Source organism: Paenibacillus sp. LjRoot56, from assembly GCF_964253335.1.
In the GTDB taxonomy this organism is placed as follows: Bacteria; Bacillota; Bacilli; order Paenibacillales; family NBRC-103111; genus Paenibacillus_E; species Paenibacillus_E allorhizoplanae.
Genome location: NZ_CAXURV020000002.1, coordinates 448,173 through 460,811 on the forward strand (window position 1 = coordinate 448,173; position 12,639 = coordinate 460,811).

Below are 12,639 nucleotides of genomic sequence, written 5' to 3' on the forward strand. Positions count from 1 at the left end.
AAACCTGCTCCCCGCATGTAACTGGATTTTCTGTAGTTAAATTCCTTCGATTTACTCGATTCATCAAATTATGATGCGCAGTAGGGCTGCCGGCTTACGAGGCATAATGATTCTCATCCTTGGTTCCCTCCATCGATTCGCAGCGCTTAGGCTGTCGGTAGTTCGGCCGCATAAAGAAGTGCGTCATACAGATCAAATTGTGATCTATACGATTCGCTGTTCATGCACCGCTTGATGTCGGATCTAGGTGACGCTTTCATTCCCTTATTGTTTTATTCACCTCCCCCTATTCCATGTAATTTCAATCATAGGCAGAAAAATAACCTCCAAAAAAGGTCGAAATATTCGGATTGTGTGATTTCCTTGTATTTGGTAGTCGAAATCCACGTGAGATGCTTCAAGGATAATGAAGGGGAGTAGGATTCATGTTTAAGAAGGGTCTTTGGTATATCCGTTCAGGATAGGATGTGGATTGGAAAAATTTTCTTCAAGCGAGGTTATTGAGGTGATATAATAAAATGAAACCATGGTTTTATTTTTAGAGAGAAGGTGGATGGATGCAAGTGAATGGTAGTTTAGTTGTTCAGAACGGTACGCTAATTACGGCTAACAGGTTAATCCCAAATGGGGTTGTTCTAATTGTAGGGGGCTTAATTACCGATTTCGGGGAAGCGGGGGAGGTAGAGGTGCCAGCTGATCTACCTGTCGTGGATGCGAAAGGCGCCTACATTGCCCCAGGCTTCGTCGATATTCACTGTCATGGCGGTGGCGGGGTATGGTCGTGGGAACATCCCAATGCGTTTGCGCTTGCGCATTTGAAACATGGGACAACAGCCATCTTACCTACATTTACTTACAATGAAAGTCGGGAACAGGTACGAGATGGGCTCCAGACGATTCTAGAGGCCATGGATTCAAGGGAGCCGTTCGCCAACGCAATAGTCGGTATCCATATGGAAGGGCCGTATATTAATAAAAAATATGGTGCCATCACCTCGCCAATCCGAGCCGTTGATCCGGTTGAATACGAGGAAATTTTGCGAGTAGCTGGCGACCGCATCAAGGTATGGACACTCGCACCGGAGCTGGAAGGACAGGAAGCCTTCGTGAACGAGGCAGCGAAATATCAGATTTCGTTATCTGTCGGTCATTCCGAGGCAACTGCGGAAGAGATTTTCCGGTTTGTCCCTCAAGGTCTTCGCATTGGCTGTCACTGTACGAACGCATCGGGTACGACACCTTCTCCGTCTAGATATGGTGGAACACGCGAAGTGGGTGTCGACGAAGCTGTCCTCGTGCATGACGACATCTATGCGGAAGTCATTCCGGATTCAGAAGGCGTTCATGTGCGTCCCTTGATGTTGAAACTGATTCACAAAACCAAAGGAACAGACCGTGTGATCATCATTACGGACGCCATGCCTGAAGCTGGCGTGGACAATGGAAATGGTTCGGATTTGAATTGGAACCATCTCGGACATTTGGCAGGTAGTCGCCTAACGATGGATAGGGCTGTTCGCAATATGATGAGACATGCAGAAGTAGATCTCGTGGATGCGTTCCGTATGGCCTCGCTAAATCCATCTAAAGTCATTCATATGGATGATCGGATGGGGAGCATTGAGCGAGGCAAACTGGCGAACCTGATCCTTATAGATGGAGAAATAAACATACAACAGGTGATTTTGCAAGGCCAACTCGTGAGCTGATAAAAAGAAAGTCGGCATGCCGCTATTTCTGAGAAATAGTTGAGAAAAAATGGTAGTCATATCCTCGTGTGATTTGATATAATGCAAATTAATGAAACCAAGGTTTTATTTAATGAAACCTAAAGGCGGTGCAGTTGTGAGATTAGATTCATGGAAGGAAACGCTGGATACCCCATCGATTGTCATTGATCTCGATCGATTGGAGGCTAATTTGAAACGAACGGCTGAATTAGCTGCCACAGCGGGCGTCCGATTAAGACCACATACGAAAACGCATAAGAGCATTTGGATCGCGCAAGAGCAGCTGCGACATGGGGCTTCTGGCATTACGGTTGCGAAGCTTGGCGAAGCGGAGGTCATGGCGGAAGGCGGCATCGATGATATTTTAATCGCTTACCCGATCGTTGGGCGATTGAAGCTCGAACGCTTGGCACGGCTGCTGCAGCGGATACAAGTGTCTGTCAGCGTGGATAGCTACGAGGTGGCCAAGGGATTGTCGGATCTCGGTGTGCAGTTGAAGCTGCGTGTGCCACTTTACGTAGATGTGAATAGCGGTTTGAACCGCTGTGGGAAGGAACCTGGTGAAGAAACAGCGGAGCTGGCGCTGGCGATAGCGAAGCTGCCGGGCATTCGACTGGCTGCACTAATGACCCATGCGGGTCAGGCATACAGCAAGAGTCGTGCCGACGATTGCTTGGAGGTAGCGCTAGCCGAAGCAGAAGCACTCTTGGAATCGCAGCGCGTGCTGCGACGCTTGGGCGTAGATGTGCCGGACATTAGCGTCGGTTCCACACCGACTTCAAAGTTTATCAGCGCACTCGCTGGTTTAGGCGTAACGGAGATGCGACCTGGCGCGTACGTTTTCGGCGATGGTTCGCAGTTATACACGGGCCTTATCGAAGAAGAGGAATGTGCGATGAGTATCTATGCCACAGTCGTCAGTACACCGAGGCCGGGAACAGTGATCATCGATTCTGGCTCGAAGACGCTATCGAATGACAGCAGTGCTCATCGCAGAGGTTTTGGCATCATCCCAGAGCTGCCTGACATTTATGTCGAGCGCCTTAGTGAAGAGCATGGAATTTTATCCGTCCCAGAAGAAATTACGCTGCAAGTTGGCGACACAGTAGCCATTATCCCCAATCATTGCTGCGCCGTAACGAATCTGCATGATCGGCTGCTCGGCATGCGGAATGGGCAGATTGAGCGAATCATTACCGTAGATGCAAGAGGGAAAGTTACCTAGCTGGCCTATCTACACCTTACCTATAAAGGAGATTGATACGAATGTCACAACAAATTCATACGAACCTGGCACCAGAATTTCCTCTTCCTTTCTCTCAAGCGCTCCGGGCTGGCGATTTCGTTTATGTTTCGGGTCAAGTCGGCGTAGATCCCACAACGCGTGAAGTCGTCGGAGAAACGATCGAAGAACAAACCATACAATGTTTACGTAATATTGAAACAATCCTCACAGCAGCCGGACTTTCCCTCGATCATATTGTCAAAATGAATGCCTTCGTGTCCAGACAAGAAGATTTTCCAAACTACAATAAAGCGTATGAAAGTATCATGAGGCGGCCTTTTCCAACAAGAACCTCAATTGGTTGTAACATTGGAAGCTATTTGGTAGAAATTGATGCAATTGCATACGCGGGTTCCGTTCGCGGAGAGAGCAACTAACATGAGCAGCCATCAACTTCGGATTGCGGTGGCTGGCATTTTACATGAAACGAATACATTTGCTCCCGGATTTACCGACATTGGACATTTCCGAGAGCAGTGGACGGTCGGAGGCGAGGCATTCACCGCAAGGTACGCAGGAACTCGAACGTCGATGGGGGGTGTCATCGCGGCAGCCGAGATGCAAGGCATCGCGTTGGTTCCTGGCTTGTATGTCGCGGCAACCCCAAGCGGCATGGTCGATGCGTCAACAGGCGACGCGTTGATCGAAGCACTTGTCGAATCCCTCGACAGTCAAACGGACGGACTCGTGTTAATCATGCATGGCGCCATGGTATCGGAGCAGTACCTTGACTACGAGGGTGAATGTCTTCGTCGTCTGCGTGCTAGGTTCGGGGCGGATTTCCCAATCGCAATGACCCTCGACCTTCATGGGAATATAAGCCAAGAGATGGTTCAACAGTCAGACCTGATTGTTGGATACGATACGTACCCGCATGTGGATATGTATGAACGGGCTATCGAGGCCTTCGGTTTACTTATCCGAACAATCCGTGGGGAAATCCGCCCGGTAAGGGCACTCGCTCATACGGGAATGCTTGTTGTTCCACAGGGCATGATGACAGAGGAAGGCAGCATGAAAGCATTGATGGAGCGTGCGTTTAGCATGGAGCTTCAGCCCGGCGTACTGAACGTGACCGTGGCTGGTGGCTTTCCATACAGTGATGTGCCGGATGCAGGGATGTCATTTGTGGTGACGACAAATGATAATGCGGAGCTAGCCGAGCGTTGTGCGGCGGAACTTGCGCAGATGGCTACCCACGACAAGGCAGCATTTAATGTTTCCTATGTCACACCGCGTGAGGCAGTAGATGAGGCATTGGCACAGCCAGAAGGACCGGTTATCTTATCGGAAGGTTCGGATAATGTTGGCGGTGGTGCCCCAGCAGATGCTACGCATCTCCTTGCGGAACTAACGACGGTACCACGCAAAGCGTTGATCGTGATTCGCGATCAGCAAGCGGTGGAAACCGCATGGCGAATGGGTGTCGGAGGTGCATTTGCAGGTGAAATCGGGGGCAAAAGCGATATCTTGCACGGCAAGCCTGTCGCAGTTAATGGACGGATTCGGCTGTTGTTTGATGGTCATTACCGACATGTCGGACCGTATATGACTGGTCAACAGGCTGAAATGGGGAAGACGGCTGTCCTCGAATGCGGACAATTGACCATCATTTTGACTGAGAAGCGGGTCGCTCCTTGGGATGTGGGCCATGTGCGCTCAGTCGGGCTATGGCCTGGCGATTATCATATCATCGTTGCCAAGTCGGCGCTCGCCTGGCAGACGGCGTTTGGGTCGTTTGCGAAACATATCATCAATGTGGATTCACCAGGATGCTGCAACGCTAATCTTATGCATTTTCCATATAACCATGTACGTCGGCCCGTGTATCCATTGGATGCGGAGCCACAACCGAGATTCGGATTGTATGTATGACACCTTAGACTTTTGTTGACGAAACCACTCTCCGAAGACATCAGAATGAGGAGGCGTTCCCCTATGAAGAATGTTGAGAAGTCGAAGCATAAATACACCGAATCGCAAGCCTATTTGGCTGGTGGGGTCGCGAGCTCCTTAAGAAGTGCTATGAAGCCCACCCCCTTGTTTGCATCCAAAGGATCGGGTCCACGCATCTGGGATGTAGACGGCAATGCCTATATTGATTATTTGCTTGGCTACGGTCCATTAATCTTGGGTCATGCGCATGAAGCAACCACGGAGAGCGTCTATGCAGCGATGAAACGTGGGATTACATACGGACTTCAGCACGAGGGAGAAATTGAAGTAGCACGAAAGCTAACCGAGATTTTACCCTGTGCAGATAAAGTGGCCTTAAGCGGTTCAGGCACGGAAGCGGTCATGCTGGCGCTTCGCTTAGCACGAGCATATACCGGTAAACGCAAGATTGTACGTTTTCATGGTCATTATCATGGGTGGTCGGATACGATTTTCACGGCATTCCCAAGCTCGGATATGCGTCAGTCCGATACAACTGCACCAGGTTCTCCTGTGGATCAAACCATATTACCAGGTACGAGTGGACAGAGTGAGATTGCGCTTGAAGATATTATTCTTTTGCCGTGGAACGACTATGCTGCGCTGGAGACAGCTTTACGTGACCATCACGAGGATATCGCTGCTGTTATTTCAGAGCCAGTGATGTGTAATTCTGGCTGCGTTCTCCCGAAACCGGGCTATCTGGAGCAGATGCGCAACCTAACGAATGAATTGAGCATCGTCATGATTCTTGATGAAGTGATTACCGGATTTAGGCTTGGCCTGAGTGGTGCTCATGGCAAGTTCGGCTTGAAGCCTGATCTGGTAACGATCGGGAAAGCGTTAGGAGGAGGGATTGCCGTAAGCGCGGTCGCTGGCTCTCACGACATCATGGCGCTAATTGAGAACGGGACGGTGAGCCACCTCGGTACATTGAACGGAAATGGTGTTGCGACCGCGGCTGCCTTGGCAACTATTGCTGAGCTTTCCAAAGACGAGGGTGCGGTTTATGCGAAAATGACAAAGAACGCCGATCTGCTGGTTGAAGGAATTCGCCGCTTACTCGCCAAACACAGCCTTCCAGGTATCATCAACCAGATTGGTCCGGTATTTCATATGATGTTTACGCAGGAGTCCAGAGTGGAAGATTTCGCTGCTTTCACGAAGCGGGATGCTGCGAAGTACTCCGAATTTTCAAGTGAAATGTTGGAGGAAGGCGTGCTCGTCAGGTCGAACGGACTGTGGTATCTATCCACTGTGCATGGGGAGCAAGAGATTGAAGAAACGCTGGCAGCGGTCGATCGAGCGCTAGCGCATCTATAAGGGGGACATCACATGAGGCTGAAAGACTCTATTGCTCTCATTACTGGCGGCTCAACAGGCATCGGTAAAGCGACGGCTGTCAGGTTCGCTGCAGAAGGTGCCAAGGTCGCTATAACAGGCCGAGATAAAGCAGCGCTGCAAGCGACAGCTGAGGAAATTGCGGCACAGAACGGCGAGGTCATTTGGATCGACGGAGACGTGCAGCTAAAATCGGACGTCAATCGCATGCTTGATACCGTAATGAGCCAATGGGGCACCATAGATGTACTGGTTAACAATGCTGGTATTTGCAGCCCGGCTGCTTTCCTAGACATCGAGGAATCGGAGTGGGATAGGCACATGGCAATTAATTTGAAGGGAACCTTTCTTGTTGGGCAAGCGGTTGCTAAAGTGCTGGTTGCACAGGGAAAAGGCGGTTCCATTATTAATATGTCCAGTGTGAACGGGTTGGCTGCGGAAGGTGATCAAGCCCATTATAACGCAACGAAAGGCGGCATTAACTTGCTCACGATGTCGATGGCGCTTGAGCTAGCACCGCTTGGTATTCGCGTCAACGCACTGTGCCCAGGATTTATCGAGACACGGCTCACGAAGCCTTTGATCGACAATCCTACTGCTTTTGCGCCTTATTTACGAACGATACCTATGGGTCGTGCCGGCGTCCCAGAGGAAATCGCAGATGTTGCCCTTTTTATGGCGACGAATGATTCGCGCTACATGACAGGCCACTGCCTTGTCGTAGATGGCGGTCAACTCATCAAGCTATCTTGACAAAGGAGATCATATGAAATTATGAGCAAGGATACAGGAGAGAAACAAGAACGCTATACGATTCAATCGATTGACAAAGCGTTGGATTTACTGGAGTTGTTGGCGGAACACGGTTCCCTCAATTTATTGGAATTAACGGATTTGCTGGATCAGCCCAAATCTTCGACCTACCGGATCGTGTTAACGCTTGAGAATCGTGGATTCATCAGCAGAGATGACGAGAACGGTAAATACTGTCTTGGTTATAAACAATTGATGTTGACGCGAGGCATGTTAGAAAGAAATACGCTGCGATCGGCAGCGCTTCACGAAATGAAGAAGCTTTCTGAAATGTATGGCGACACGATTAATTTGGGTGTGCTCTTGGAGGGCGAAGTGCTGTACGTCGAAATTCTGGAAAGCACACAGCCACTTCGGATGACCGATACGGTGGGATCCAAATCACCGTTCCACGCGACAGCGATGGGAAAAGCGATGGCTGCTTTTTTGCCAGAAGAGAAGGTGAAAGAACTGATTATGCTTCAAGGATTGCCTGCACTAACTAAAAATACGATTGTTTCAGAAAAGCAATTTCAACTAAAGCTGCAGCAGGTTCGTGAGCAAGGGTTTGCTTTGGATGATCAAGAAATTGTGGAAGGCGCACGTTGCTTAGCCGCACCGATATTCAACATGTACGGAAACATAGAGGGAGCAGTTAGCATGTCAGGTGCTATGCATCGGTTTGCAGATGAGGTCATTCCTGAAATGGCCGAAAGTATGAAAGCAGCAGCGAATCGGATTTCTCGAAAGCTAGGATATGAAACTGTGCACTAAAAGATAAGCAAGCTCTTCCATCTCTGATGGTTGAGACTTGCTTTTTCTTCTAGTTCACCCACATCAAATTACCAAAGGAAGTCATCAAAGCCCTCTAGGAAGATCAGGATGGATATGTTATTTTCTATACCAAACACTCAAAAGGGGAGCTTAAGCCATGGCTGATCAGGAAACCGCCCGATGCTTAGAGCAGGTTACTACGCGTATTGCTAGTGCGAAAAGGATGATTGAGAACAACTGGGATCGCTATATCAACGCTCCTTATGACTTGGCTAGACTTCATCTAGCGAGAGCTGATCAGCTGCTTGAAGAGGCGCGACAATTAGCGTCTACCGATATGGAGGGATGTCGATCCAAAGCGACGCTTGCGTCAACGGAGGCATGGGAAGGGTACTTATTATCTCTGCCCAGTCGTGTAGCGGAAGCACGAGGTGTCTGGTATCGACCCGTAGAGAAAAACCACGAAGAAGTGGGGCGCACGTTGGACCGTATGCTAGCGGCTGGCTTCAATGAGCTGTATCTAGAGACATGGCTTTGGGGATATACGATCTACCCGAGTCATACGGCCATGGTGAAAGGGATAGAGGCGCAGCATCCAGCGTTTCGTGGGTATGACCCGTTGGAAGCTTTCGTTAAGGAGGGAGAGTCGCGGGGAATCGCTGTTCATGCTTGGTTGGACGGGTTCATGGTTGGTGTTGACACGACGGGAGGGCCAGTGCTGCGAGCCTATCCAGAATGGTCTGCGCTTTCGCACAGACAAGCACATTCAGAGAAGCCATTACCTCAACAAGGGACGGGTTACTTTTGGCTTGATCTGACTAATCCCTCTGTACGCAAGTATCTCTTAGATATTGTTATAGAGATTGTTTCTACGTACAGAGTTGCTGGTATTAATTTGGATTTTATGAGGTTCCCCCATACGGATGAAGACTGGCAGGATACTTATTGCTTCAGCTTGTATGCCCGTGAGGCATTCCAGCGTGAACATCACTGGGATCCGCTTGAGATTTCTAGTGAGCAGAGGGAGCTTTGGACGATATGGACGAAATGGTTGGAGCAGCAGGAAGACGAATTTGTATCGCACTTGTACAAGGAGATGAAGCGGATCAGCCCGAATCTAATTGTATCGGCTGCACCTGAGCCAGGGGCGGAGTCTACTAAAATTGGCAACTGGTCGCAGCACGTTGATGTTGTTATCCCACAGGCTTATTATGCTACAGCCCCTGAGGTGCGACCCTCTGTCCTGTTGCACAAAAAAGAGCTTATGCCTGGTAATCTTGTATACAGCGGCATTTACCCGATGTACGCACAATTAGGTGCACAGGAAACGATTGAACAGGTGCTTGCAGCGCAGGATATAGACATGGGTACGGTCATCTTTGCCTTTGGCCAAGCGACGGACGAAACGATTCGTGCTCTGCGTTTAGGGCCGTGGCGAAACGCTGCGATTTCCACAGGGATGTATCCACTACGCGCGATTCAAGCCTTATTGGAAGCAGTAAAAACAGATATGAAACACGTTTACCTTCCTCGGCTTGCGGTTCATGAACAAGCGGCGCTTGTCATCATAGCAAGGTTGGATGTGTTTCTTGATGCTTTGCAAAGGCATGAGGGAGAAGAGCTAACGATCACTTTGGATGAGAAGATCGCGGAGTTCAAGCCATTACTGCTTCAACATCAAGTGGATGGGATGATTCATCCTGTTGTCGTGGAACAATTGACGAACACATTAACAGACGTACAAGAGCTTCTACATTACGCACAGATGAAGCAAGTGAAGTAAATCCGAGCGGGGGTCTCATAATGAATTTATTAATTGTGGAAGATGAAATCCGTCTCCGAAATGCGCTGGCTAATAATATTCCATGGGATAAGCATGGCATCGAGGTCGTGGGCCAAGCAGGTAATGGTGCGGAAGCCCTTCGAATCATTGACCGTAAAAAGCCGGACATTATTTTGCTGGATGTGCAGATGCCAGAAATGGACGGATTAACGCTGGCAAGACATCTTCGCCAAGTAGATCCTTTGTTGAAAATCATCGTACTTAGCGGACATGATGATTTCACTTATGCACAGGAGGCGCTGGGGCTTGGTATTATGAAGTATTTGTTAAAGCCAGCAGGTGATGAAGAAATCTTGGGGACCGTGCTCGAAGCTGCAGAGAAGTTGAAAAGCGAACTTGAGCAGCGTCATAACGAAGATGAGTTGAAATTGAAATGGAAGCTTCATCTTCCTTACTTGGTCAATGAATTTTTCCAAGGCTTGTTGAATGGGAAGTACGAAAACTGGGAGATTGGTCAGAAATGTAGGGATCTGCAATTAGATTTGCCAAATGATGCCGCTTATGCTGTTACCATCGTGGATATGGACCCAATCTCAGAGACGGACAACCGGTTTAGCAGAAAGGACATGTCACTGCTTCAATTCTCGCTCAGTAGTATCGTGAAGGAAGCTCTAGCGTCTACACTCTGCTGGGTATCTACTAATTATGCGGGATGTACGGTCATCATTTTTCAAATGGATCGTGAAGAGGAACCCAAATTGGCATTGCAAAAAATCAATGCTTTGACCGAAAAACTGTTATTTACGGTAAAGAGCTGTCTCAAACTTAGTGCGAGTGCCGGGATCAGTGGGATGACCGGCGGCTTAGCGGATATGAATAAGCTCTATGTACAAGCTGTTCGCGCACTGCAAGATCGAATTGTACTGGGCCATGATCTGGCGATCCCTTACCGGGCGGAGCAAGGGAGAGAGCCGGAACTGACGTTTCAACCGAACCATGAGAAAACGCTGGAAATTGCCCTTGAAACCGGAGATGGGGAAAAGGCATTAGACATGTTAACGGCACTTTGGGACAGCGGGATGGCGAAGGCGGAGAGCGTAGATGAGATTAATGAGCATATTCTGTATTTTACTTATTTATTCGTCGGGATGATTCAAAAGCAGGGATGGCCCGTACGGGAAGTAGCCGGCGAGGATTATGTTTATTTTCATAACCATTCGGAACTGGCAACCAAAGAACAGATCTTATTCTGGCTGGAGCGCATGATTAAGGCGTATCTAACTTATGCAGGCCATAGGCGCAAATCGAGCAGTCATGGCATGATCAAGACGATTCTTAGTCTCGTGGAAAATGAAATTGATCAGGAAATGACCCTGCATGCTGTTGCAGACAGGATGTATGTGAATTCCTCTTATTTAAGCCGTCTGTTCAAGCAGGAAACCGGTAAAGCGTTCTCCACTTATGTGATGGAACGGAAAATGGAGCGGGCCAAAGCGATCCTACAAGAAGGCTCGCGTGTTTATGATGCCGCTTCTGCCGTTGGGTACAGAGATGTTAGTTATTTTACAAGAGTATTCCGTAAATACTGGGGTGTCACACCTGGGGAAATACGTAATTAATAACCAAATATGCGATTCGGCAGCCTTCTCGGATTTCTCGGGAAGGTTTTTTTATCGTCAGAATTTATAAGTTGACTTCTTTATAAGGATTGGAATTAAACGATGAAACCGACTAACTCGAGGGAACCAGAGGCAATTGGAGAGGAGTTAGTCGATAAAACCGACAAACTCGAGGGAGCCAGAGGCAAATGGAGAGGAGTGTCGATGAAACCGACTAACTTCAGTGATAAGGACTCGACCTAAGAGGTCGGCTTACGCGGTATTTTCATTTTCCTATTCGAGAAGTTATGAAAGTACCAAAACAAGTAATATTCCTCTAATTCGCATTAAAACGGGGGATGGTACACTAAGTTTAGAAAGAGAGTACGAAGGAGGAGGCACCTTGAGCGAAACGAACACGACGAAAGAAACGGTCCTACCCATTAATAAAAATGTTAAAAAAAGATATATGCGTCAATTGTGGATCGATGTCAGGAAAGATTGGGATTTGTATCTCGCACTCCTGCCTGGCATCGCATTTCTCCTGCTGTTCAAGTACACCCCGATGTACGGAATTATCATTGCGTTCAAGGATTTTAATATTTTCGATGGGATGGCAGCAAGTCCATGGGTTGGGATGAAGCATTTCGATAAATTGATTTCATCAGCAAGCTTTTTGCAGGTATTCCAGAACACGTTGCTCATATCCGTTTACAAAATCTTGTTCCTCTTCCCCCTTCCGATCATCATAGCCATACTACTCAATGAATTGAAAAACATGGCGTTCAAGCGAAGCGTACAAACCGTAGTCTACTTACCTCACTTTTTGTCTTGGGTCATTGTCAGCGGATTATTCATTGATCTACTTTCTACGAATGGCGGTATCGTGAACAAAATTATTGTCGCCATGGGCGGCGAGCCCATTCGATTCTTCTTAGACAGTCAGATTTTTCGTTCTGTTCTCATTGGGACGGCAGGTTGGAAAGAAACCGGTTGGAATACGATCATCTATCTGGCTGCTTTAGCTAGTATTGATCCTGGTTTGTATGAAGCAGCTAAGATCGATGGCGCCAATAAATGGAAGCAAATTGTACATATCACACTGCCTGGCTTGATCCCGATTATTTTACTTATGTTCATTCTTCGTCTGGGTTATGTTTTGGAAGCCGGAACGGAACAAATTCTCGTCATGTATAACCCAAGTGTTTACAACGTCGCAGACGTGATTGGCACGTATGTGTACCGGATCGGACTCGGCGAACAGGATTATAGCTTTTCAACAGCTGTAGGGGTATTCGAATCCGTTGTTGCGTTTATTTTGATCCTAACGGGTAACGGGCTGGCCCGAAAGTTTTTTGGACGAGGTATCTGGTAAACGGTGTATCAAGCATAAGGAGGATC

The 12,639-nt window shown here is 48.2% G+C and carries 10 protein-coding genes; all 10 read left to right on the plus strand.

The features are described from left to right. The first annotated feature begins 563 nt into the window (after window positions 1–563). The 10 genes from ACSQ8O_RS14695 (at window position 564) to ACSQ8O_RS14740 (ending at window position 12,613) form a co-directional block, all read left to right on the plus strand. Window positions 564–1,709 (plus strand): N-acetylglucosamine-6-phosphate deacetylase, encoded by a 1,146-nt coding sequence (locus tag ACSQ8O_RS14695; protein WP_436242289.1) that lies wholly within the window; start codon window positions 564–566, stop codon window positions 1,707–1,709. 136 nt (window positions 1,710–1,845) lie between these two features. Next, entirely contained in the window at window positions 1,846–2,955 is a 1,110-nt protein-coding gene (locus tag ACSQ8O_RS14700; protein ID WP_436242290.1) for an alanine racemase, read from the plus strand. A 41-nt stretch (window positions 2,956–2,996) separates the two neighbouring features. Further along, window positions 2,997–3,392, plus strand: coding sequence for a RidA family protein (locus ACSQ8O_RS14705; RefSeq protein WP_436242291.1), 396 nt, complete (start codon window positions 2,997–2,999; stop codon window positions 3,390–3,392). A gap of 1 nt (window position 3,393) precedes the next feature. After that, window positions 3,394–4,890 (plus strand): M81 family metallopeptidase, encoded by a 1,497-nt coding sequence (locus tag ACSQ8O_RS14710; RefSeq protein WP_436242292.1) that lies wholly within the window; start codon window positions 3,394–3,396, stop codon window positions 4,888–4,890. Window positions 4,891–4,953: 63 nt separating this feature from the next. After that, window positions 4,954–6,273, plus strand: a complete 1,320-nt coding sequence (locus ACSQ8O_RS14715; protein ID WP_436242293.1) for an aspartate aminotransferase family protein — start codon at window positions 4,954–4,956, stop codon at window positions 6,271–6,273. Window positions 6,274–6,285: 12 nt separating this feature from the next. After that, entirely contained in the window at window positions 6,286–7,044 is a 759-nt protein-coding gene (locus ACSQ8O_RS14720) for an SDR family NAD(P)-dependent oxidoreductase (RefSeq protein ID WP_436242294.1), read from the plus strand. A 21-nt stretch (window positions 7,045–7,065) separates the two neighbouring features. Next, on the plus strand, window positions 7,066–7,857 hold the full coding sequence (locus ACSQ8O_RS14725; protein WP_436242295.1) for an IclR family transcriptional regulator: 792 nt from the start codon (window positions 7,066–7,068) through the stop codon (window positions 7,855–7,857). Between the two features lie 157 nt (window positions 7,858–8,014). Continuing rightward, entirely contained in the window at window positions 8,015–9,640 is a 1,626-nt protein-coding gene (locus tag ACSQ8O_RS14730) for a glycoside hydrolase family 10 protein (protein WP_436242296.1), read from the plus strand. 20 nt (window positions 9,641–9,660) lie between these two features. Continuing rightward, window positions 9,661–11,259: a response regulator gene (locus tag ACSQ8O_RS14735; RefSeq protein WP_436242297.1), complete on the plus strand. Its 1,599-nt coding sequence runs from the start codon at window positions 9,661–9,663 to the stop codon at window positions 11,257–11,259. Window positions 11,260–11,707: 448 nt separating this feature from the next. Then, window positions 11,708–12,613, plus strand: a complete 906-nt coding sequence (locus tag ACSQ8O_RS14740) for an ABC transporter permease (RefSeq protein WP_056620265.1) — start codon at window positions 11,708–11,710, stop codon at window positions 12,611–12,613. Window positions 12,614–12,639: the final 26 nt, after the last annotated feature.